This window comes from Streptomyces sp. ALI-76-A (genome assembly GCF_030287445.1).
In the GTDB taxonomy this organism is placed as follows: domain Bacteria; phylum Actinomycetota; class Actinomycetes; order Streptomycetales; family Streptomycetaceae; genus Streptomyces.
Window position 1 is genome coordinate 106,014 of the sequence record NZ_JASVWB010000003.1, and the last position, 22,975, is coordinate 128,988.

General features: G+C 74.4%; 20 protein-coding genes. 14 read left to right on the forward strand and 6 right to left on the reverse strand.

What is annotated here, in order from left to right; genetic code table 11:
- Positions 1-5: 5 nt before the first annotated feature.
- The 3 genes from QQS16_RS36060 to QQS16_RS36070 all read right to left on the reverse strand — a co-directional run bounded on the left by QQS16_RS36060 (position 6) and on the right by QQS16_RS36070 (position 3,722).
- Positions 6-1,286 (reverse strand): ketosynthase chain-length factor, encoded by a 1,281-nt coding sequence (locus QQS16_RS36060; RefSeq protein ID WP_286066727.1) that lies wholly within the window; start codon positions 1,284-1,286, stop codon positions 6-8.
- A complete protein-coding gene (locus tag QQS16_RS36065; RefSeq protein ID WP_286066728.1) occupies positions 1,283-2,548 on the reverse strand; it encodes a beta-ketoacyl-[acyl-carrier-protein] synthase family protein in 1,266 nt (421 codons plus the stop codon). Before QQS16_RS36065 ends, QQS16_RS36060 begins: the two co-directional genes overlap by 4 nt.
- Before the next feature lie 160 nt (positions 2,549-2,708).
- Positions 2,709-3,722 (reverse strand): AfsR/SARP family transcriptional regulator, encoded by a 1,014-nt coding sequence (locus QQS16_RS36070; RefSeq protein ID WP_286066729.1) that lies wholly within the window; start codon positions 3,720-3,722, stop codon positions 2,709-2,711.
- 417 nt (positions 3,723-4,139) lie between these two features.
- Between QQS16_RS36070 and QQS16_RS36075 the strand changes: the two genes are divergently transcribed.
- From QQS16_RS36075 to QQS16_RS36085, 3 genes are all read left to right on the forward strand, one after another.
- Positions 4,140-4,961: an AfsR/SARP family transcriptional regulator gene (locus tag QQS16_RS36075; RefSeq protein WP_286066731.1), complete on the forward strand. Its 822-nt coding sequence runs from the start codon at positions 4,140-4,142 to the stop codon at positions 4,959-4,961.
- Between the two features lie 95 nt (positions 4,962-5,056).
- Positions 5,057-5,821, forward strand: coding sequence for a thioesterase II family protein (locus QQS16_RS36080; protein ID WP_286066732.1), 765 nt, complete (start codon positions 5,057-5,059; stop codon positions 5,819-5,821).
- Positions 5,822-6,040: 219 nt separating this feature from the next.
- Positions 6,041-7,360 (forward strand): FAD-dependent monooxygenase, encoded by a 1,320-nt coding sequence (locus QQS16_RS36085; protein ID WP_286066733.1) that lies wholly within the window; start codon positions 6,041-6,043, stop codon positions 7,358-7,360.
- On the opposite strand, the gene QQS16_RS36090 is transcribed toward QQS16_RS36085, so the two are convergent.
- Together QQS16_RS36090 and QQS16_RS36095 are read right to left on the reverse strand one after the other, a co-directional pair.
- A complete protein-coding gene (locus QQS16_RS36090) occupies positions 7,335-7,799 on the reverse strand; it encodes a nuclear transport factor 2 family protein (protein WP_286066735.1) in 465 nt (154 codons plus the stop codon). The two genes, QQS16_RS36085 and QQS16_RS36090, sit on opposite strands and share 26 nt — an antisense overlap.
- Before the next feature lie 47 nt (positions 7,800-7,846).
- The gene (locus tag QQS16_RS36095) at positions 7,847-8,308 is read right to left on the reverse strand and encodes a nuclear transport factor 2 family protein (RefSeq protein WP_286066736.1); all 462 of its coding nucleotides are present in this window, start codon (positions 8,306-8,308) and stop codon (positions 7,847-7,849) included.
- Between the two features lie 146 nt (positions 8,309-8,454).
- Here QQS16_RS36095 and QQS16_RS36100 point away from each other — a divergent pair, with 146 nt between their 5' ends.
- The 9 genes from QQS16_RS36100 (at position 8,455) to QQS16_RS36140 (ending at position 20,105) form a co-directional block, all read left to right on the forward strand.
- A complete protein-coding gene (locus QQS16_RS36100; RefSeq protein ID WP_286066737.1) occupies positions 8,455-10,041 on the forward strand; it encodes a class I adenylate-forming enzyme family protein in 1,587 nt (528 codons plus the stop codon).
- A gap of 44 nt (positions 10,042-10,085) precedes the next feature.
- Positions 10,086-10,373 carry an antibiotic biosynthesis monooxygenase family protein gene (locus QQS16_RS36105; RefSeq protein WP_286066738.1) on the forward strand — a complete coding sequence of 96 codons (288 nt, stop codon included), beginning with the start codon at positions 10,086-10,088 and terminating at the stop codon, positions 10,371-10,373.
- Positions 10,373-12,094, forward strand: coding sequence for an FAD-dependent oxidoreductase (locus QQS16_RS36110; protein WP_286066739.1), 1,722 nt, complete (start codon positions 10,373-10,375; stop codon positions 12,092-12,094). The genes QQS16_RS36105 and QQS16_RS36110 overlap by 1 nt, the downstream gene beginning before the upstream one ends.
- A gap of 2 nt (positions 12,095-12,096) precedes the next feature.
- Positions 12,097-12,879, forward strand: a complete 783-nt coding sequence (gene fabG / locus QQS16_RS36115) for a 3-oxoacyl-ACP reductase FabG (RefSeq protein ID WP_502963946.1) — start codon at positions 12,097-12,099, stop codon at positions 12,877-12,879.
- A 64-nt stretch (positions 12,880-12,943) separates the two neighbouring features.
- Entirely contained in the window at positions 12,944-13,885 is a 942-nt protein-coding gene (locus QQS16_RS36120) for an aromatase/cyclase (protein WP_286066740.1), read from the forward strand.
- Positions 13,886-14,177: 292 nt separating this feature from the next.
- Positions 14,178-15,983: an acyl-CoA dehydrogenase family protein gene (locus QQS16_RS36125; RefSeq protein WP_286066741.1), complete on the forward strand. Its 1,806-nt coding sequence runs from the start codon at positions 14,178-14,180 to the stop codon at positions 15,981-15,983.
- 62 nt (positions 15,984-16,045) lie between these two features.
- On the forward strand, positions 16,046-16,888 hold the full coding sequence (locus QQS16_RS36130; RefSeq protein WP_286066742.1) for a 4'-phosphopantetheinyl transferase family protein: 843 nt from the start codon (positions 16,046-16,048) through the stop codon (positions 16,886-16,888).
- Between the two features lie 135 nt (positions 16,889-17,023).
- Positions 17,024-17,704 (forward strand): response regulator transcription factor, encoded by a 681-nt coding sequence (locus tag QQS16_RS36135; protein ID WP_286066743.1) that lies wholly within the window; start codon positions 17,024-17,026, stop codon positions 17,702-17,704.
- A gap of 211 nt (positions 17,705-17,915) precedes the next feature.
- Positions 17,916-20,105, forward strand: a complete 2,190-nt coding sequence (locus tag QQS16_RS36140) for a condensation domain-containing protein (RefSeq protein ID WP_286066744.1) — start codon at positions 17,916-17,918, stop codon at positions 20,103-20,105.
- A 361-nt stretch (positions 20,106-20,466) separates the two neighbouring features.
- Here the strand turns inward: QQS16_RS36140 and QQS16_RS36145 are convergent, their stop codons facing one another.
- Entirely contained in the window at positions 20,467-20,697 is a 231-nt protein-coding gene (locus QQS16_RS36145) for a hypothetical protein (RefSeq protein ID WP_286066745.1), read from the reverse strand.
- 146 nt (positions 20,698-20,843) lie between these two features.
- Here QQS16_RS36145 and QQS16_RS36150 point away from each other — a divergent pair, with 146 nt between their 5' ends.
- A complete protein-coding gene (locus QQS16_RS36150) occupies positions 20,844-21,830 on the forward strand; it encodes a Gfo/Idh/MocA family protein (protein WP_286066746.1) in 987 nt (328 codons plus the stop codon).
- Positions 21,827-22,804, forward strand: a complete 978-nt coding sequence (locus tag QQS16_RS36155; RefSeq protein WP_286066747.1) for a Gfo/Idh/MocA family protein — start codon at positions 21,827-21,829, stop codon at positions 22,802-22,804. Before QQS16_RS36150 ends, QQS16_RS36155 begins: the two co-directional genes overlap by 4 nt.
- Positions 22,805-22,975: the final 171 nt, after the last annotated feature.

A 22,975-nucleotide genomic window follows, 5' to 3' on the forward strand; every position in this document is an offset into this window, starting at 1 on the left:
GACGGTCAGGCGCGGACCACGGCGGCGGCGTTGAAACCACCGCGCCCGCGCGCCAGCACCAGCGCGGTCCGCAGCTCGACGCCCCGGCGCGGCGCGCCCGTCACGAGGTCCACGGGGCAGTCCCCGGCCGGGTGCCGGGTACCGGTGGTGGGCGGGATCACCTGGTCCCGCAGCGCGAACAGGGCGGCGGCCAGGTCCAGCGCGGCGCCGCCGGAGGCGAGCCGGCCGGTCATGCTCTTCGGCGCGGTCACCGGGACGCCGTACGCCCCGAACAGCCCGGCGATCACCTGCGCCTCGGCGCGGTCGGCCGTCCGGTCCCCGGCGCCGTCGGCGAAGACCACGTCGACCTGGTCGGGCCGCACCCCGGCGTCGGCCAGGGCCAGTTCGGCCGCGGCGCCCAGCCGTGAGCCGCCGCCCGCCTCGGGGGCGGGGTCGAAGGTGGCCGCGTATCCGGCGACCGTCCCGTACACCCGGGCGTCCCGGGCGCGGGCCGCGTCGGCGGACTCCAGGACCAGCAGCGCGCCGCCCTCGCCGGGGACGTAGCCGCAGGCGTCCGCCGAGAACGGCAGGAAGGCCCGGTCGGGGTCGCCGGCGAGGCTGATGCGGCCCTCGGCCAGGTGCGCGGCCCACGCCCACGGGCACAGCGCGGAGTCCACCGCGCCGGTGACGACGAGCGAGGCGCCCTTGCGCAGCTGGCGGCGGGCCTGTCCCACCGCGTCGAGACCGCCGGCCTGCTCGGACACCAGCACCCCGCTGGCACCGCGCAGCCCGTGACGGATGGAGATCTGACCGCTGTTGACCGCGTAGAACCAGGCGAACGCCTGGTACGCGCTCACGTGCTGGCTGCCCTTGCTCCACAGTGCCTGCAGCTCCCGCTGGCCGAACTCGAAGCCGCCCGCGGACGCCGCCGTGACCGCGCCCGCCGCGTACTCGGGCAGCTCGGCCGGGTCGACACCGGAGTCCTTCAGCGCCTCCTCGGCGGCCATCAGCGACAGCCGGGTCACCTGGTCGGTCTGCGGCAGCAGCCGGCTCGGCACATGCTCCTCGGCGACGAAGCCGGGTACCTCGCCCGCGAGCCGGGCCGGATATCCGGCCGCGTCGAAGCGGGTCAGCGGACGGATGCCGTTCTCGCCGCGCAGCACCGCCGCCCACCAGGCCTCGGCGCCCAGCCCGTTGGGGGCGGCGACACCGATACCGGTGACCACGGCGTGGGTGGTGCGGGTGGCCGCGGCCGCGGTGGCGCGGACGCCGACGGCGGGGCCTTCGAGGAGGGACGTGCCGGTCATGCGCTCACTCCCAGGTGCGGGCGGGTCAGAACCATGGCGCTCTGGAAACCGCCGAAGCCGCTGCCCACGGTCAGGACGGTGTCGGTGACCTGTTCACGGGCCACGAGCGGGGTGTAGTCCAGGTCGCAGGCGGGGTCGGGCTCGTGCAGGTTGGCCGTGGGCGGCACGGTGTCGTGCTCGATGGCCAGGGCGCTGGCGGCCACTTCGAGGGAACCGATCGCGCCGAGCGAGTGCCCGATCATCGACTTGATGGAGCTGACGGGCACCTCGTACGCGCGTGAGCCCAGGCTCTGCTTGAACGCGGTCGTCTCGTGCCGGTCGTTCTGCTTGGTCCCCGAGCCGTGCGCGTTGACGTAGTCGACGGCGTCGGGGGCGAGCCGGGCCTCGTCCAGGGCGGCGGTGATGGCCTGCGCCATCTCCTTGCCGTCGGAGCGCAGACCGGTCATGTGATAGGCGTTGCTGCGGCTGGCGAAGCCCGCGATCTCCGCGTACACGTGCGCGCCGCGGCGGCGGGCCTGCCCGAGCTCCTCGAGGACGAGGACCGCCGAGCCCTCGCCGAGCACGAACCCGTTGCGGGTGCGGTCGAAGGGCCGTGAGGCGGTCTGTGGCTCGTCGTTGCGGGGCGAGGTGGCCCTGATCGCGTCGAAGCAGGCCACGGTGATGGGGGAGATCGGGGCCTCGGTGGCGCCCGTGACCATGACGTCGGCGCTGCCCTCACGGATCAGCTCCACCGCGTGCCCCACGGAGTCCAGGCCCGAGGTGCAGCCCGTGGACACCAGCGACACCGGGCCCTGCGCGCCGACGGTGCGGGCGACCTCCGCGGCCAGCGAGCTGGGCACGAAGTAGTCGAACAGATGGGGGACGGCCCGGGTGTGGTCCACCAGCCAGTGGGCGCCGTTGCCGCTGACCGCCCCGTACTCCACGTCCAGGCCGGTGGTGCAGCCGAGCGCGCTGCCGAGGGTGACCCCGCAGCGCAGCGGGTCGAGCCGGCCGTCCAGACCGCTGTCGGCCAGCGCCTCGCGGGCACTGACCACCGCGAACTGCGCGGCGCGGTCGAGCCGGCCGGCCTCGGCCGGGGTGAACCCGTACGCGGCGGCGTCGAAGTCGACCTCCGCGGCGATCTTCGAACGGAACTGGGCGGGGTCGAACAGGGTGATGCCGCGGGTGGCCGTGCGGCCCGCGGTGAGCACCGACCAGTACGCCTCGGTGCCCACGCCCCCCGGGGCGACCACTCCGATCCCGGTGATCACGACCCGTCTCATCGGCTGTCCCTCACAGTTGCCCTCCAGATGTCCCTACGGCGGCCAGGTCGCCGACCGGCGACAACGCGAGCTCGTCGACCGTCCCAGCGTCACCGAGGTGCCTGGAGCACGGCTCGAACCCGGCGCGCGGTGAGCACCCCCGCCCGCTCACCCGGCCCGTTCACCCCGTCTCCGGCAGGCGGGCCACCAGCGAGTCGAAACGGCGTACCAACGCCTCCTGCCGGCGGCACAGTTCGTCGATGTGCTGTTGCAGGCGGGCGATCTCGCCGCCGAGTTCCAGGGTGTCGGTCAGTGTCGTCGGCCCGGCCGGGACGCCGCCGCCCGCGGGGGCGGACAGGTCCGGGGCGTGGTTGAGGATCGCCTCCAGGCGCCCGCGCAGGACGGGTCCCGGTTCGATGCCGAGGGACTCCACCAGGCGGCGGCGGGCGCGATCGTAGACACCGAGGGCCTCGGCCTGGCGGCCGCTGCGGTACAGGGCGACCATCAGCAGGTCGTAGAAACGTTCCCGCAGTGGATGGTCGGCCGTCAGCTTCTCCAGTTCGCCGGTGATCTCGCCGTGCTGGGAGCAGCGCAGACTCGCCTCGTACAGGGTCTCCAGGGCCGTCAGCCGGTTCTCCTCCAGGCGGTCCGCCTCGCTCGTGCAGATCGGGCCGTGACGGCTGTCCTGGAGTGCCGGTCCGCGCCACAACGACAGTGCCCGGCGCAGCAGTTGGGCCGCGTAGCCGGGGTCGGTGGCGACCGCCGCGCGGCCCTTGGCGGAGAGCCGGTGGAAGTGCTGGACGTCGGTGGTGGCGCGGCCCAGGCCCAGCAGATAGCCGGTCGGCAGGGTGGTGATCCACTCCTGGCCGGAGGCCGGCACGGGCTCCCGCGGCAGCAGGCGGCGCAGCCGGGCCACGTGCGCCTGCAACGCGTTCGCCGCGTTCGACGGCGGGCTCGCGCCCCACAGCTCCTCGGTGAGCTGGTCCACCGACAGCAGCCGGCCCGCGTGCAGCACGAGCGCCGACAGCAGGACGCGCTGCTTGAGGCCGGGCGGCACGATGTCGGTTCCGGCGCCGCCGTCCCGGATCTCCACCGGCCCCAGCAGCCGGAACTCGGTCTGTTCGCCGCCGGGCGTGCTCTCGCCGGACGGGGAGGCCGGGGTGAGGGACGTGACGCCGCCGCGCGGCACGCTCATCGCGGCACTGCCCGGTCCGGGTGCCGGCCGTGAGGTGGACGGGGACCGGCGGGGCGGGCGGGCACGAGCCGGCGCTGTTCCATGGTGACTCCGTCTCTCGTCGGGGCGCGGCGGCCGGAGAGGCCCCGGTGGCGTCCCGTCCGGTCCGGGCGGGCACGGCCGCGGGGTGGAGCGGCCGGCCCTGGGGACCATAGCCACCCGAAGCGGGCGGCGACCGCCCGCGCGAGCCCGCTTCCAGCGGCCGTAGAAGGCTTCTCGAGCGACCGGTCCCAGGTCGAAAGCCCTTGTGTGGAAGGTCGCTTGAACGCGGGTGGAGAGAGCGAGGGGTGCGACGCGAACGGGGCTAGCGTGCTGAACGGCCGACGGCTTTGAGCCATCGAGTGGAACCAACCACTCAACCGGTACGGGGAGGAAACTGTGGAGATACAGGTTCTGGGTCCGTTGAGCGCCGACGTCAACGGGGTCTCGATCGTTCCGACCGCGGGCAAGCCGAGGCAGATCCTCGCTCTGCTCGCCTTCTACCCGGGCAGGGTCATGCCCGTGCCCACCCTCATGGAGGAGATCTGGGGCACCGACATGCCCCAGAGCGCCATGACCACGATGCAGACGTACATCCTGCAACTGCGCCGCCGCCTCGGCACCGCCATGGGGCCCGACGCCCCCGGCACCGCCAAGGAGGTGCTGGCCACCCGGCACGGCGGCTATCTGTTGCAGATCTCGCCCGAGAGCGTCGACATCCACCGCTACGAGCAGCTGGTGACCGCCGGCCAGGCCGCGTTCGAGGCGGGCGAGGACGCGCGGGCGGCCGGGCTCTTCAGAGACGCGCTGGCCATGTGGCAGGGGCCCGCGCTCGTCGACGTACGGGTCGGCCCGATCCTGGAGATCGAGGTCATGCGGCTCGAGGAGAGCCGCCTGGGCACCGTCGAGCGCCGCATCGACTCCGACCTCCGGCTCGGCCGCCATGCCGAACTCATCGCCGAGCTCACCGATCTGGTCGCCCGTCACCCGCAGCACGAGGGCCTGCACTCGCAGGCCATGGTGGCGCTCTACCGCTCCGGCCGGCAGGCCACCGCGCTGGACGTCTACCGCCGGCTGCGCAAGCGGCTGATCGAGGACCTCGGGGTGGAGCCCTCGCCGCAGTTGCAGCGGCTGCACCAGGCGATGCTGACCGTCGACCCGGCGCTGGACGTGGTGTGCGGCCCGCGCCCCACCTCCACCTTCAATCTGTTCACGGCCTGACCCCGAGCGAGGTCCGAGGAGCCGCACGTGACCCGCGTGGCTCGCGGGACGCGACGGGACGGGACGCCACGGGAACGAGAGGAAAGGGAGGGCCGATGCCCGACGAACAGCCGGTGCCGCTGCACTGCTTCGCGCACGCCGGAGCCGGCGTCTCGTCGTTCCACAGCTGGCTGGCCGGCCTCGGCACCGGCGTCCGGCCCGTGCCGCACCTGCTTCCGGGCCGCGACAGCCGGCGCCGCCAACCCCGCGCGACGAACCGCGAGGCGCTGCTGGCCGACCTCATGGACGACTTCCGGGCCATGCCGCACACGCCGTACGTGCTGTACGGACACAGCCTCGGCGCGCTGGTCGCCTACACGCTCACCCGGGCCCTGCACGAGGCAGGGCTGCCCGGTCCGGCCCTGCTCGCCGTCGGGGCCTGTCCGCCGCCCGACGCCCCGTCCGAACTCGCCGACGCCTGCCGGGAGTCCGACGACCGGCTGCTGCGCATGCTCGACGCGGTGGGCGCCGTGCCCGAGGACGCCGCACCGGGCGGCTTCTGGTACCGGTCCGTGATGCCGGTGCTGCGCGACGACCTGCTCCTCGCCGACAGTCTGCGCCGCGCCGCCCGCGCCCCGCTGCGGGGCGGTCCGCTGACCGTCCCCGTCCTGGCACTCGCCGGCACCGGCGATCCGCTGGTGCGGCCCGCCGAGCTGGCGGGCTGGCGGCACTGGACCGCGGGACCGCTGGTGACCCGCACCCTGCCCGGCGACCACTTCTTCGTCCGCGAACCCGCGCTGCCCCGGCTGCTCGGACGGGCCTGCCGTGTCGTACGGCGCCTCGCTCCGGCCACCCGGGTGCCGAGCGGTGCGCGCGGCTAGTGCCGTGGCAGGCGACGTTCGCCCCGTCGCGACGCCCGGCACGCCCTCTCGCCGCACCGGCCGAAAGCCCGAGTGCATCCAGTACGAGGGGTTGCGGCCGGCACGCCGAGAGCACGCACCGGACGCCGCTCCTTGACGGGCAGACGTTGCCTGCCGCGGCACTAGCCCCCCTCTGCGGACGGTCCTGTTCCGGTCGCAGCCGAGTACAGGAGGACGCACATGAGTGACAGCCCGCGGCCGGACACGGACTTCCCGGGAGTGCCCGAGATGGGACGGGTGGGAGAACTGCGGACCGATGTCTGTGTGGTCGGTGCCGGGCCCGCCGGGCTCGCGCTCACCCTGATGCTGCTGCGCTCCGGCGTCCGGGTCGCCCTGCTGGAGCGCTCCACCGGACTGCGCCGCGACTTCCACGGCGAGATCATCCAGCCCGGCGGCCAGCGCGTCCTCGGTGACCTGGGCGTCCTCGACGCGGCCCGGGCCCATGGGGCCTGCCCGTTGCGGGGCTTCCAGGTTCTCCAGGACCAACGGCTGCTGCTCGACATCGACTACCGGCGCCTGCCGGCGCCGTACGACTGCCTGCTCGCGCTGCCCCAGCGGCACCTGCTGCATGAACTGCTCGCCGGTTGCCGTGAGCTGCCGGGCTTCACCTCGCTGGGCGGCTACCGGCTCAGCGCGCTGCTGCGGGACGGCCGGGCGGTCACCGGGGTCGTGGCGCAGCGCGGGAACGGGCAGACCACGACGGTGCGGGCGCGGGTCGTCGTCGGCGCCGACGGCCGGTACTCCCGCACCCGGATGCTGGCCGGCATCGACGCCGGACGGACCGAGGCGTTCGACCAGGACGTGGTGTGGTTCGCGCTGCCCGCAGGGGGCCGGGCCCCCGGACACGTACAGGTCCACCGCACGGCACGCGGCGCCCTCCTCGTCCACGACACCCACCCCGACCTGCTGCGGGTCGGCTGGACCCTGCCGCACCGCAGCTGGAACCGGATCGCGGCCCTGGGGATCGACCCCATCCGGCGCGAACTGAGCGAAGCCCTGCCGCAGTTCGCGGACCTGTTCCAGGAACATCCGCCCGCGCTGGCGGACCTGAAGCTGCTCGACGTGTTCGCCGCCCAGGCGGGGGAGTGGGTGCGCGACGGGCTGATGCTCGTCGGCGACAGCGCCCACACGCACGGACCGATCGGCGCCCAGGGCATCAACCTCGCGTTGCAGGACGCGGCCGCCGCCCATCCCGTCCTGCTCGACGCCGTCCGCACCGGCGACGCGAGCCGGGCCCGGCTGCTGCCCTACGAGCAGCGGCGCAGGCCGGTCGCCGCGGCCGTGCACCGGATGCAGCGGATGCAGGCCAAGGCGCTGCTCGGCCGCGGCGGTCCCGTCACCACCCGGCTGCGCTCCCGTGCCGCGGCCCTGGTGACCCGCTCCCGCCTCGGGGAGCGCATCACCCGCAAGGTCGCCTACGGCACCGACCCGGTCACCGTGCGCACCGATCTCCTCGGCGCCGAGCCCGCCGCGCTCAGAACGACAGGTGATCGGGCGTGACGCGGCGTTCGCGGGTCAGGAGGGTGCCGGTGGCCTCGTCGTGGACCAGGACGTCCTCGACCACCGCGCTCGGGCCGATGACCGGGGTGGCGTGCCAGGGATGGGTGACCGCGACCAGCGTGTAGTAGTGGGCGCGCAGGGTGCCGTCGGGGTCCGGGTCCACGCGCAGCATGTTGAACCAGTGGCGCCGGCGCACCGGCTCGGCGCCGAACTTCCGGGCGTGGGCGGCCCGCAGCCCCGCCGCGATCGCCGTACGGCCGCGCAGCGCGGGAGCGTGGGGCGACGGTACGAAGACCCCGTCCGCGGTGAACGTCGCGGCGAACTCCTCCGCCCGCAGGTCGTCCAGCAGGGCGACCTGACCGGCGTAGAACTGCTGCACCCGCGCGTACAGGACGGCCGGGTCGGCGCCGAGTCGCACCTCCGGGGCATAACTCGTCATGGCGGACCTCCAGGTCTGGTGGGTGTGCGCGAACTGGGACGGGAGCGTCAGGCCAGGTCGTCGCGGGTGACGACGCGGTGGCGGGTGAGCCACGTGCCGCGCGCGCGGACGAGGACGTCCTCCATCACGCACACCCGCAGCAGCTTCGAGGAACCGCCGCGCTCCGTGACGTACACCAGGGCGTAGCAGCGCGTGCGCAGCTCGTCGTCGCGCCGCGACCGTACGTCGAGCATGCCGATCCAGTGCCGCAGCTGCCGGCCGCCGTGCTCCTGCTGGGCCTTGTTGCGCAGTACGTTCGCCGCCAGGTCGGCACGGCCGCGCACGGGTTCGTCGAGGGTGGGGACGTCGAAGACGGCGTCCTCGGTGAAGGTGGCCGCCCAGCGCTCGGCGTCGTGCGCGTCGAAGAGCTGCATCTGGTGCGAGTAGAACTGCTGGACCTGCGCGTACAGGTCGCCGAACGCGGGTTCCGCGGTGGGGTGGTCGGCGCGAATGAGCATGTCCGTGGTCATGTGACCGGACCTCCGTTCCGTCGTGTGGGCCCCACTCTCCGCAGCACAGATCGAGCATTCTTCGAACATTCCTCAAGCGGTCCGGCAGAACGTGAGTCTCGCCGAGCGGTTCGCGCCGCCCGCCGAGACCCGGAGGAGAACGAGCCGTGCCGGACTTCACCTACCCCGACCTCTCGGTCGACGGCCTGCTGCGCTCGGCGGCCGAGCGCGACCCGTACGGCGTCGCCGTGCGCACCGCGGACACGGCCGTGTCCTTCCGCGAACTGGACGAGCGGGCCGACCGGATCGCCGCGTATCTGCGGCAGGAGACCGGCGGCCGGCCCGGCGTACGGGTCGGTGTCGCCAACATCCTCGACCCCGTCTTCGCCGCCGCCTATTACGGCGTAATACGCAGTGGGGCCACGGTCGTCCTGGTCAACCCGCTGATCGGCGAGGACGGGCTGCGGCACGTCTTCGCCACGGCCGACGTCGAGATCGCGCTGGTGCCCTCGGCCACCGCCGGGCTGCTGGCCAAGACGCGCGGCAAGCTGCCCGCGCTGCGCGCCGTCGTGGTGACGGACGCGCCGGACGGCGCGGTGCCCGCGGAATGCCTGGCGCTGCACACCGCCCTGGACGCCGCGCCGGACGCCCCCGAGGAGCACCACGCCGACCTGGACGCCGTCGCCTGCGTGCAGTTCACCACCGGCACCACCGGCCGCCCCAAGGGCGTGCTGCTCACCCACCGCAACGTGGTCGCCAACGCCCGGCAGACCGCGCTCGCCCACCGGCTGGAGCGCGACTCGGTCACCGTCAACCATCTGCCGCTGTACCACGTCATGCACCTCAACTCGGCGGTCGACGCGGGGGCCTGCCAGGTGCTGTGCCGGGATCCGGACCCGGTGGTCTCGCTGGCCGTGGCCGCCGCCACCGGCGCCACCCACTACTACGGGCTGCCCGCGCGGCTGCACCGCCTCGCCGCGGACGAGCGGCTGCCCGCGACACCGCTCAAGGCACGGGGCGGGTCCCGGCTCAGGGCCGTGCTGTCCGGTGGCTCGGGACTGCGCCCGGAGGCCGCCGGCACGCTGCGCGACCTGCTCCGCGTCCCCGTGATCCAGGGCTACGGCATGGCCGAGCTGTCGCCGCTCACCCACTGCCAGCAGCCCGGCCGTGACCGTCCCGGCGCGGTCGGTGCCCCGGTGCCCGGTACCGAGTGCCGGCTCGTCGACCTGGTCACCCGCCGTCCGGTCGACGTCTGGTCCTCCGGGGAGGTACAGGTCAGGGGCCCTCAGCTGATGGCCGGTTACCTCGGCGAGGACACCTGCGCGCGCGTCGACGCGGACGGCTGGTTCTCCACCGGGGACGTCGGATACGTCGACGACGACGGCGCCCTGTGGCTGGTGGACCGGGTCGACGACATCTTCAAGTACGACAACGAGATCGTCTCGCCCAGCCGTGTCGAACGGATCATCGCCGCCGACGCCCGGGTCGCCGACTGCGTGGTCGCCGACTGGCCCGACGAGACCCACGGCGGACTCGTCTGGGCGGGCGTCGTCCTGCGCGACGACCACGACTCCCATGACGCCCACCAGGTGCTCGACGTCCTCGACTCGGTCGCGGCCCGGGCCAACGAGCACCTCGCACATTTCGAACGGATCCGCCTGACCGAAGCCCTGGACGCCGTGCCCCGCACCCCCACCGGGAAGCCGGCGCGGCGACTGGTGCGGCGGCGGCTCACCGCGCGGGCCGCGTGCTGACCTCCCCGACCGACCCCGACATCCCTCTTCCCCAGGAGCAGACCATGGTGACCTTCGTCAACAAGCTGACCGTGCACGGCGACCTCGACACCTTCCTCGCCGTCAAGGGCAAGCTCACCGCCTACATGTCCGCCCAGCCCGGATACGTCAGCCACCTGACCCTCCGCCACGCGGGCGCGCCCAACGTCTTCCTCGAGCTCGCCGTGTGGCAGGACGCCGGCGCCCACAAGAAGGCCGTGCGCAGTGAGGAGTTCCAGTCCCTGGTCAAGGGCCTGGGCCCGCTGGCCACGCCCGAGCCGGGGCTGTACGAGATCGTCGAGGAGAGCGTGTGATGCACGGTCTCGACCGACCGCGGGTGCTGGTCGTCGGCGCGGGCCCCGTCGGCCTGACCGCCGCCCACGAACTCGCCCGCAGGGGAGTGCGGGTGCGGCTGGTCGACGCCGCGCCCGGACCCGCCCCGACCAGCCGGGCCGTGGCCGTGCACCCGCGCACCCTGGAGACGTTCGCGCAGATGGGCGTCGTCGACGGCCTGATCGCGCGGGGACGGCAGAACCGGGCCTTCACCATGTACTCCGGGGGGCGCCGGCTGGTGCGGCTGGAGGCCGACTACTCGACGATGCCGACCTCGTACCCGTACACGCTGATCGTCCCCCAGGCCGAGACCGAGGCCGTGCTGCGCGAGGCCGTGGCCCGCCTCGGCGTCGACGTCGAGTGGGGCGTGAAGCTGACCGGGTTCGAGCAGGACGCGGACGGTGTGAGCGTCCGTCTGCGCGACGCCGACGGTGTGCAGGAGACCACCCGGACCTCGTGGCTGGTCGGCTGCGACGGCGGGCACAGCACCGTGCGCAAGCTGCTCGGGCTGGAGCTGATCGGCGAGTCCAGCGAGACGTGGATGCTCGCCGACGCACCCGTCGAGACCGACCTGCCGCCCGACACCATCTACTGGACCCACACCGGCGGGCAGGCCCTGATGATGGTGCCCTACGCCCGCGACGGGCACTGGCGGCTGCTGGACACCGCGCCCGCACCGGACGGCGGCACCGCGGGACTGGGGGCCAAGCTGTCCAAGGGGCTCGGCCGCGAGGTCCGGGTCGGCGAGGCCGAGTGGACGTCCGTGTTCACCTTCCAGCAGCGGATGGTGGAGCGGATGCACCAGGGCCGCGTCTTCGTGGCCGGGGACGCCGCCCACGTGCACAGCCCCGCCTCCGGGCAGGGCATGAACACCGGCGTCCAGGAGGCCTACAACCTCGCCTGGAAGCTCGCCCAGGTCGACCAGGGCCACGCCGGTCGGGTCCTGCTCGACACCTACAGCGAGGAGCGGGTGCCGGTCGGCGAGGCCCTGCTCGGCTCCACCCGCACGGCGACCTTCCTCGTCCAGCTGAAGAACCTGCTGGCCTCGGCCGCGCTGCCGGTCGTCTTCGGTGTCGTCCGCGCCGTGCCGGCGCTGCGCCGGGCCATCCAGCGCAAGGTCCTCGGCGGCATGTCCGGCCTGCGCATCGGGTACCCCGAGTCCTCCCTGACCACCGTCGAGGCGTACCGGCACCTCCAGGGCGCCGGACCCGCGGCGACGGCCGGGACCACCCCGGCCCCCGGACCCCGCCCCGGACAGCGGGTCACGCAGACCGGGGTCCACCACCCCTCCTCGCCCGGCTGCCGCGCCCTGCACGACGAACTGCGCGACCCCCGCTGGTCGTTGCTGTTCGCCGCGGACGGCACCGGACCCGGCGACGCGCCCGCCGGCGTCGCCGTGACGGCCGCCGTCCAGTACGGGGAGTGGCTGTCCGTGCGGACGGTGGGCGCGGGGCGCGCCGACGGACCCGCCCCGCTCGCCGACCCCGACGCCCGGCTGCGGTTCGCGCTCGGCCTGGCACCGGGCTGCTGGGTGCTGGTGCGCCCGGACGGCTATGTCGCCGCGCGCGGCACCCGGTTGACCCGCGCCGTGCTGGACCTGGCCCTCGCCCCGCTGGGGCTCGCCGCCCCGCTCGCCGGGGAGGCCGTGCGGGAACCGGCCTCGGGCCTGCCCACCCCCGTCCACCCTCCGAAGGAGTACTGATCGTGACCGACAACCAGCCCTCCGCCCTGGTGACGGGCGGGACCAGCGGGATCGGCCTGGCGGTGGCCCGGGAGCTGGGCCGCAGCGGCCACCGGGTGTTCCTGTGCGCCCGGGACGAGCAGCAGGTCAAGCAGACCGTCGAGGACCTGCGCGGCGAGGGCCTCACCGTCGACGGCATCGCGGCCGACGTACGCGACAAGGAGTCGGTGGCCCGTCTGGTCGCCGCCGCCGTCCAGGCCCACGGGCCGATCGGCGTCCTGGTCAACAACGCCGGACGCAGCGGCGGCGGGGTGACCGCCGATCTGACGGACGAGCTGTGGGACGACGTCATCGACACCAACCTGAACAGCGTCTTCCGCGTCACCCGGGAGGTGCTGAGGAACGGCGGCCTGCCCGACACCGAGGGCGGCCGGATCATCAACATCGCCTCCACCGCCGGCAAGCAGGGCGTCCTGCTCGGCGCCCCCTACAGTGCCTCCAAGCACGGCGTCGTCGGCTTCACCAAGGCCCTGGGCCGGGAACTGGCCCCCGCCGGCATCACCGTCAACGCGGTGTGCCCCGGCTATGTCGAGACCCCCATGGCCCAGCGCGTGCGCCAGGGCTACGCGGCCGCCTGGGACACCACCGAGGACCACGTCCAGGAGCAGTTCGAGGCCAAGATCCCCCTGGGCCGCTACTCCACCTCCGAGGAGGTCGCCGCGCTCGTCGGCTACCTCGCCTCCCCGCCCGCAGCCTCCATCACGGCCCAGGCCCTCAACGTCTGCGGCGGACTCGGCACCTACTGATCCCCGCACCGCGCACCGACTGATCACCACGAAGAGAAGAGGTACCGAAGTGCCGACTGAGCAGATGCACCGCACATCGCACTCGGTCGAGGTGGACGCCCCGGCCGGAGTCGTCTACGGGCTGATCTCCGACGCGCAGCGGTGGCCGCTGTTCTTCCCGGAGAACGTGCACGTGGAGCGGCTGGAGTTCGACGGCACGAACGAGCGGCTGCGGATGTGGGCGACAGTCGACGGCAGGGTCAGGTCGTGGATCTCGGAACGGGCCCAGGACCCCGCCACACGGTGCGTGGAGTTCCGGCACACGCATCCGCAGCTGCCCGTGACGACGATGCGCGGAACGTGGATCGCCGAGGAACGGGCGGACGGGACCAGTGTGCTGACGCTGCTGCACGACTTCGCGGTGCACGGCGACAGCGCCCGCGACACGGCCTGGGTGGAGCAGGTCCTCGACACCAACTCCAGGGCGGAACTGGCGAGTCTGCGGTCCCTCGCCGAGCGGTGGAAGCGGTTCGACGAGCTCGTGCTGTCCTTCGAGGACACGGTGCGCATCCAGGCGCCGGCCGAGCACGTGTACGACTTCCTCTACCGGGTCGCGGACTGGCCCACGCTGATCCCGCATGTGGCGCGGCTGGAGCTGACGGAGGACGCCCCCGGGGTGCAGCTGATGTCGATGGACACGCTGACCGCGGACGGGGCCGTGCACACCACCGAGTCGGTGCGGATCTGTTTCCCGCACGCCGGGCGCATCGTCTACAAGCAGACCGCGACGCCCGCGCTCATGGAGGCGCACACCGGGGAGTGGAACGTCGTGTCCGACGTGGACGGGGTGACCGCCGTCGCGCAGCACAGCGTGGTGCTGCGGGAGGAGGCCGTGGAGCAGGTGCTGGGCGCCGACGCGGACCTCGACCGGGCCCGCCGCTACGTGCGCGAGGCCCTCGGGCGCAACTCCACCGCGACGCTTCAGCTGGCCCGGCGGTACGCGGAGTCCGTGGCCCGGGCGGCGTGAGGAGCGGTCGCCGCCCGTTCACCGACGGTCACCAGGCGATCCGAGGCTGCCGCGCCCCCTTGGGAGGGGACGCGGCAGTTCTTTCGCGGGTCGGGCCCGGTCGGGAAACGGTCGGGGAAGGGCCGGGTCCCGCCGGAGTGCCGCTGGGGAACCGGTCGAGGGAAAACCGACGACGCGGTCTGTTCAGCGGGTTCGAGCGAGCGGCCGTCGCTGCCGCCCCGGATTCCTGGACGACACGTCGAGAGCCGCTCCAGCGCTCTTCGAGGAGCCGCCGTCAGCGTCAGGCACAGGTATGCGACAGCCAGGTACCGGGACGAAGGAGCTGACCACCGCCGCCATGACCACCACCGCCGAGACCGTATACGCAGCCGGCGCCGGGCACGGCCGCTGGGAGGCGGACGCGCTCGCGCGCGCCGCGCGGCTGGAGACCCTGCTCGGTGACCCGTACGACCCCGCCAACCCGCACGGCCTGCGCGCGCTGTTCGCCGCCGACAACCGGCGCACCCCGCCCGCCGCCACCGAGGCCCTGCTCGACGAGGCCGGCCTGGGAGCCGAGTTCGTGCCCGCCGAGTACGGGGGGCGCCTCACCCGCGCCGACCTGCTCGCGCGCACCCTGCGCCCCGTCTTCCGGCGCGACACGGCGCTCGGCTTCGGATACGGCCTCACCTCGCTGTTCGCCACCGGCGCGGTCTGGGCCGCCGGCAGCGCGCGGCAGCGCCAGGACCTCGCGGACCTGCTGCTCGGGGGCGGCCGCGCCACGATCCTGCACCACGAACTCGCCCACGCCAACGCCATCCTGCGGGACGAGTTCACCGCCCGCCCGGTGCCGCGGGGCGGACGCCGGCTGTACGGCCGCAAGGACCTCATCATCAACGCGGCGCGCGCCGACGTCCAGGTCGTCTACGCCCGCACCGACGCCGCGCGCGGACCGCGCAGCCACTCCGTCTTCCTCCTCGACCCGGCCCGGGCCGAGCCCGGGACCGTGCGGCACCTCCCGCGGATCGAGACCTCCGGCATGCGCGGGGCGCTCTTCTCCGGGCTGGAGTTCGACGGCCGCCCGCTGCCCGAGGACGCGCTCGTCGGCCGCACCGGCGAAGGCGTCGCACTCGCCCTGCGCACCTTCCAGGTCAACCGCAGCGTGATCTGCGGCGTCGTCACCGCGGCCGCCGACACCGTCCTGCACTCCGCGGTCCGGGCCGCGACCACCCGGCACAGCGGTCCCGTCGCCCGCCGCTGGCACAAGCCGCTCACCGGGGTCTTCGCCGACCTGCTGGCCTGCGACAGCATGGCCACCGTCGCCCTGCGCGCGCTGGGGCTGCTGCCCGGGCGGGCCCATGTCCTGGCCGCCGCCGTCAAGTACGTGGTGCCCGACCTGCTGCGGGAGAACCTGGAGGAGCTCGCCACCGTGCTCGGCGCCCGTGGCCACAAACACGGCAGCGCGCAGTACGGCGCCCTCGACAAGCTCGTACGGGACCTGCCGGTCGCCGGACTCGGCCATGCCGGCACCGCCGCCTGCCAGGCCGTGATCGTGCCGCAGCTGCGCACCCTCGCCGAGGGTGCCTGGTTCGCCGAGGACGAGCCGCCGCCGGAACTGTTCCGCAAGGGCGCCGAACTCCCCGCGCTCGACTACCGGTCGCTGGGCATCGCGGGCGGCGGCGACTTCATGGCCGCCTCCCTCGTCGGGTCGGCCGACCGGCTTGCCCCCTCCCGTGGCGTCGGCGGCCAGGTCACCGCGCTCGCGGAGCTGGCCGAGGCGTTCGTCGCCGAACTGCGCGCGCTGCGCGAGACATGCCGGACGCTGCCTCCGTACGGGAGCCCGGCGCTCGGTGATCCCGCGGTGTGCGTGCTCAGCGACCGCTACAGCCTGATCGCCGCCGCCGCCGCGGTCCTCGGCGTCTGGGAGGGCCAGGACGGCACCGATCCGTTCCTCGCGGACACGGCGTGGGCGGTGCTGGCCCTGTCCCGGATCGGCAAACGGCTCGGCATCCCGGTGCCCGACCTGCCCGACGGCTGCGTGTCACACGTACTGGACGAACTGGTCCGCCGGTACCGGGCCGGCCTCAGCTGCGACCTGGACGCGACACCGCTCGCGCAGTGAACGACCGACACCCACGACAGGGAGGGGACACGGTGAACCCGTCGACGGGAGCCGAACCGGCCATGACGTCCCTACCGGACGACGCCGATTGCATCAGCGAGCCCGTCCACGTCAGCGGCCCCGACGGACCCTGGCACCTGGTGCGCGAGGGCATGCTGCTGCGGGGCAACGCCGTGGTGTACACCACCTGGGGCGAATGGCTCACCACCGCCGTCACCGACCCCTCGCTGAGATCGCTGCTCGGCCGCGACTGGACGCGCTACCGGCGCCTGACCGACCCCGTCGTGCGCCTCAGGTTCGTCGCGTCGCGGCTGGCCACCAAGTTCACGGCCGCGGCCGCGCTGGAGACCGAGGCCGCCGCACTCGACCTGGCGTACAAGATCGGGGGACGGCCCTATCTGCGCGGGCTCGACCAGATCGATGTGAGCCTCACGCACACCGACGACCTGATCGCCGTCGGGGTCAGCCGCAACGGGCGGATCGGCGTCGACGCCGAACCCGCCGGGCGCAAGATGCAGTTCGACCTGATGCAGGACCACATGTGCACGCCCGCCGAGCGGGCGGAGCTCCAGTGGCTGCCGGACGCCGAGCGGTCGGCCGGGCTGCTGCGGCTGTGGACGCTCAAGGAGGCGTACACCAAGGCCCTCGGACAGGGACTGCGGCTCGGTTTCTCCGAGTTCGGCTTCGGCGCCGGCAGCGACGGGCTGCTGGCACCGGACGGCACGCCCGCCGCCCGCGGCGAGTGGGCCTTCGCCACCCACCAGGTGCTCGGCCGCTACCTGATCAGCGTGGCCTGCCACGACGCCGGCCTGGACACGTCCCACGACACGGCCCCCCGCACCATGCTCGACGAGGGCTTCATGGGCGCCGTCGCCGACCTCCTCGCGGACCCGACAGGCCGCTGATCCCCCGCACGTGTGACGCGCGGGCTCGTGCGGCGCCGGAGGCCGGGTCCAGGAACGGTCGAGCATCCGCGACGCGGGCCCGGGCGCGACTAGGGTGCCGGACGACGGTGCGGACGCTGGGACGAGGAGGCCGTCGTGGCAGAGCCGGGTTTCTCGACACGGCCATCGATCCGGCGCGCCGCCCTTCAGGTGCTGCCCGGAGGCGCACCCCACCGGCCCGCCCCGGCGGGCACCGCGGCCGTCGATCCGGTACGCGTGTACGTGCTCGGCCCCGACCCGCTGGCCCGCGCCGGCATCAGAGCCCTCCTCGACGGCCGGCCCGCCCTGCACGTCGTGGGCGACGGCAGCGGCGGAGACCTCGTCTCCGCGCGCCCGGACGTCGTCCTGTGCCATGGCGCGGTGCCCGCCGCCCCGCCCGCCCCCGGCTGCCCGTTGCTGGTCGTCGGCGGCAGCGGCACGGCCCTGGGCGGTGCCCGCGGCCACCTGCCCGCCACCGTCACCGCCGACCAGCTGGCCGCCGCGGTCGTGCTCGCCGCCGCCGGGTACGCCGTCGTACCCCGGCCCGGCGAGCCGCTCGCCGCGGAGCCGGCCCGGCCCGTCTCCGACGCCGACCCGGCGACGCTCACCGGACGGGAACGGCAGGTGCTCGGGATGGTCGCGCGCGGGCTGTCCAACGCGGAGATCGCCGCCGCGTTGACGCTGTCGGAGCACACGGTCAAGACGCACGTGCAGAACCTGCTCGGCAAACTGCGCCTGCCCAACCGCCTCCACGCGGTGATCTACGCCTTCGAGACGGGCCTGCGCACGCTGCGCTAGCCCGGGCCCCGCCCGTCGCGGGCCGCCCGGACCAGCACCGTGTCAGCGCCGCATCAGGGCCGTATGGGCGGGCCCGCGCACAGTAGTTCCGCGCTCGCAGAGAGGGGAGGGAGGGGATTCTCCGCAGCACGCGGAGGCCGTGCACTCAGCCGTACGCGTGGACAGCGCGCCGTCGGCGCGGCCACCCGGACGTGCGCGCCCCGGACCGCCGATGACCTCCGACCACGTCTCACCCCCGCCGCCCGAGGACACGACGACCGTCGTCGTCGACCTGGGCCGGCCCCCGTACGACGCGCCCGCCCTGGAACTGCGCGGTCCCCTCGACGCGGCCCGGCTCAAGGCGGCGCTCGACCACGTCGCCGTCCGCGACCCCCACGGCCCGGCCTGGCGGCACCGCGTCGACGAACTCGGCCCCGGCCACCACGCGCTGCGGCTGGCGGCCGACGCGCCCGGCACACCGGGCGACGCCTTCCCCTACGGCCGGCTCGCCGACCTGCTCACCCACCCGCTGCCCGGCGTCCGCCCCGCCCGCAGCATCACGGCGACCCCGCTCCAGCGCGAACTCCTCGCCGACTCCGACAGCCACCCCGGCCGTCATGTCGAGCAGCTCACGACGACCTGGCACGGACCCCTCGACCTCGAACGCCTGCGCGCCGCCTGGCAGTCCGTCACCGACCACGAGAGCGTGCTGCGCGCCGCCTTCGACGAGGGGCCCGAACCGCTGATCGTCCTGCACGAGCACCTGGACGCCGCGGTGCTGTGGATGCCGCACGGCGCCGTCCGCTGGAGCGACGTCGTCGAGCAGGACCGCAGGCGCGGCATCGACCCGCGCCGGCCCGGCCCGCTGCGCGTCACCGTCCTGGGCACGGGCCCCGTGGAAGCGGACGAGCCCGTGCCCGCCCGGATGCTGCTCACCTACCACCACGCCCTGCTCGACGACTGGAGCGCGCGGCTGCTGCTGCGCGAGTTCTACCGGGCCTATCTGGCGGGCGGCCGGCTGCCCGGCGGTGAACGCCGGCCCGACATCCGCGACTACGTCCGCTGGCTCGGCCACCAGGAGACCGGCGCCGCCCGCGACTTCTGGTCCAGGACCCTGCCCTCGCCCACCGACGCCGCCTGGCCCCTGCCACCGGCCGGGACCACCACCGGTGCGGGCGGGAGGGACCGGGCGACGTCCACGCGGCCGTCCGACGCCGTCGACCGCACCCGGCTGCGTCTGACCGCCGCCCAGACCGAGCGTCTGGGTGCCTGGGCCGCGCACTGGGGCATCAGCGAGAGCACCGTCCTGCAGGCCGTCTGGGCCCTGCTGCTGTACCGGGCCCGCGGGGCCCGGGGAGCGGCACGTGTCCGCTTCGACGTCACCGCCTCCGGACGCGGCATCCTCTTCGACGGCGCCGAGCACATGCCTGCCGCGCTGCGCACCGCGCTGCCGCTGTCCGTCGAGGTCGACCCCCGCGCCACCCTGGCGACCCTGCTCACCGAACTCCGCGACCGGACCCTGGACATGTCGGCCTACGAATGGGTCTCCCCGGGACAGGCCCGCTCCTGGGCCACCTCCCAGGCCACCTCCCAGGCCACCTCCGAGGACACCGGGGAGGACGCCGGGGAGGCCCCCGAGGAGGACGGCACCCTCCTCGTCTTCGAGAGCAGGCCCCGCGACCTCGACGGCCTGGCCCAGGGGCTCGCCGCCGAGGGCATCCGCGTCGAGCAGGCCGAAATGCTGGGCGCCCGCACGGCCTTCCCCTTCACGCTCGTCGCCCACCACGACGGCGACGGCAGGCTCGTCCTGACCGCGTCCTACGACCGGGTCCGGCTCGACGACGCCGCCGGCGTCCTCAGCCACAGTGCCCTGCTGCTGGGCGAACTGCCCTACCTGGCCGGCGATTCCACGACCGTGGCCGACGTCCTGGACCTGCTGACCGCCACCATCGACGCCATCGACGCCGTCTCACCGGCCCGCGACGAAAACACCGCGCCCGCCCGCGACCCGGCAGGCCCCCGGCCCGCGGTCGCGGCGGAACCCCCGCTCGTCCCGCTGCGCACCGCACGCGCCGCAGACGCGGGCACCGTCTGCCTCGTGCAGACCCACGGCACCCCCCGCTCCCGCTACGACCGGCTCGCCCGGGCCTACCGGGGCCCGGAGTCGATCGTCCTGCTGCGGCCCCTGCCCGGCGGGACCCACGCCCGGTACACCGCGCTGCGGCCCCTGGCCGACGCGGACGAACTCCTCGTCCTGGGCGCCTTCTCCGGCGGCGGAACCATCACCTACGAGATCGCCCGGCGCATCGCGGCCAACGGCGGACGGCCTCCGCTCGTGGTGCTCACCGGTGCCGTGGCCGACGCCGACGGCCACGCCCGGATGCTCGAGACCGCCGCCGAACGAGCCGGACACCCCGGATGACCGGCCGGGCGGGCGCCGGCCGTGTCCGACGTCCCTTCGCGGACCGGATCCCGGCCGGGACCGAGCTGTTCACCCGCACCCGGTCGGTGCCCGCACGCGGGCCGGGGCACCCGGACGCGAAGGCCGCCCGTCCGCACCCGGACGCGCCCGGCGTGAAGCTGACGAAGCCGTTCACGATCGGGTCGCCGAGCTGGAACGGCGCGTCGCGACCGGCGATCACCACCATCACCGCGAGCGCGGCGGCGCCGCGCGCTGGATCGCTCCCGCGCGGTCCGGGTGCCTCGGGAACCACCGTCGGCTCCGACACCCGCGCGGTCATGGACGGCCTCCGCACGGCGGACGGACGAGCGACGACCGTCGGTCACCGCCCCCCGGAACCGCCGGAGAACCGCTCCGGCTCCACTCGAAGACGCCCGTCGCCGTCCACCGCGGCGCCACCGCCGGAGGCGGTCGTGACCCGACGCGCGAGGCGCGGCGGTTCGAGCCGCACGACGGTGCGCACCGGCGCGGCCGCGCGCCACGCGGCGAACGCCCCGCCGAACGCGCCCCGCGGCCGCCCGGCCCATGCCGGGCGGCGGTTGGGACTACCCACGTTGGTGATGGTCCCGGTGAGCGGTGCGGGCGAGACTGATCGGGCTTCGCACGAGCGGGGCGTCGACGGCCGTGCCGGGTGTCCGTGCTTCCGCGGCCGCACCCGCCCGCGCGGGCGATCCATGGGGAAGAAGAACTGGGGGATCCATGCGGCGGCTTGAGATAGCACTGATCGGCGCGGGGCTGATAGCGCGGATGCACCTGGAGGCGTGGACCGCCGCCGGGGCGTCGGTGCGCGTCCACTCCCAGGACGGCCGCGCCGCCGACCTGGCCGACGAGTTCGGGGCCAAGGCCGTCGACTCGCTGGCCGAGGCCCTGGACGGCGCGGACGCCGTGGACATCTGCTCGCCGACCGGCACCCACCGTGACATCGCCCTGGCCGCCATCGACCGGGGCGTGGCGGTGGTGTGCGAGAAGCCGCTGGCGGCCGACGTCGCGGAGGCCGAGGAGATCGTCGGCGCGGCGGAGCGGGCCGGCGTGCCGGTCTACCCGGCGCACGACATCCGCTTCGCCCCGGCCTTCGCCCGGCTCCACGAGCTGGTGGCCGCAGGCCGCCTGGGCGCGGGCACGGTCGCCCGGTTCACCATCGCCGGCTACCACCCCCGGCCCTGGACCGGCCACGCCTCCGCGGAGTCGGGCGGGATCCTGACCGACAACATGCTGCACGGCGTGGACATCGCCTACTGGATCTTCGGGGACGTCGTACGGGTGCACGCCCACTACCAGGGTGAGATCGCCGCCCCGGCCCCGCAGGGCGCCGCCGCGGTCGGAACAGCCGTTCTCACCCACGCCAGTGGCGCCCTCAGCCAGGTCGTGGCCCGGTGGACTCCGACCCCGCAGCCGCCCATCCGCGTCGCCTACCACGTCTCGGGCACGGGCGGCACGATCGTCCACGACTCCGAATGGCCCCAGGAGATCCAGGTGTCCGGCGGCCCGGCCGGTGCCTTCGGGTACTACGGGGAATCCCCGTTCTTCTCCGAGATCCGCGAGTTCGCCCAGGCGTTGAGGGGCGGACCCGAGCCGCGCCTGGTGTCCCACGACGCACTGGCCGCCGTCCGCATCACCCAAGCCGCGGCACGGTCCGCCTGGACGGGACGAGCCGTCGAACTGCCCGTGAAGGGGGCCGCCGCATGAAGGTCGCCGTGTTGTCGTTCGCCCACGAGCGCGCCGCGACATACGCCCGGCTGCTGCACGAGATGCCGGACGTGGACCTGGTCCTCGCGGACCCCGACGGCGCACCGGACGATCCGGCGCGGGGCAGGGACACCGCCCGGCGGCTCGGCTCGGCCTACGCGGACAGCTGGGACGAGCTGTTCGCGCTGCGCCCCGACGCCGTGGTCGTCACCAGCGAGACCGACCGCCGCCGGGAACTGGTCGAGCGGGCGGCCGCGGCCGGGGCGCACGTGCTGTGCGAGCATCCGCTGGCAGCCGACGAGGCGGACGCGCTGGCCATGGTGCGGGCCTGCGAGAACGCCGGCGTGCGCCTCAGCCTCGCCTCGCCGACCTGCTTCGGCCCGGCGTTCGCCGCCGTACGCCGGCAGATCGAGAGCGGTGAGGTCCTCGGCGGTCTCACGACCATCCACGGGGCGTACAACAGGCCGCAGACGGCGCAGGGCGGAGCGCTGGACGCCAACGCGCCCGCCCTGCTCGACATGGTGGACACCGTGCTCGGCGGGATAGCCGCGGAGCAGGTCTACGCGCAGACCAACCACATCCTCGGCACGGAGCCGGGCATCGAGAGCGCGGCACTCGTCAGCGTCCGCTACGCGGACGGCACCGTCGTGTCGATCGACTGCAGTTGGGGCCCGGCGGAGGGCGGACCGGCCATGACCTTCATCGGAGACCGGGCGACCGCGGAGTTCACCGCCTCCCCGCGGCTGATCGGCGGATTCGACTCCGCCACGTCCCGTGAACGGTGGGAGACGCGCGGGGACGACCCGTACGCGGTCATGCTCGGCGAGTTCCTCGCCGCGGCCCGCCAGGGGACCGGAGCCGGCCCGGACGGCGCGACCGGAGTGCGTACGCTGCGGATCATCCGGGCGGCCCGGGCGTCCGTACGCACCGGCCAGCCCGTCGAGCCGGCCGGACCGCACACCGTGGCGTCCTAGCCGTTCCCCGCCCGGCCGGTTCGACGCGGCGGGCACGGCTCCCGGTGATCACGGAGTGCGAACTCGCCGATCACCCCGGCGCAGGGAGCGTGCCTGCCGCGGCTGGTGGAACGAGCGGAGCGGGGCCACCGCCGGTACGGCGGTGGCCCCGCTCCGCTCGTTCCACCTGTG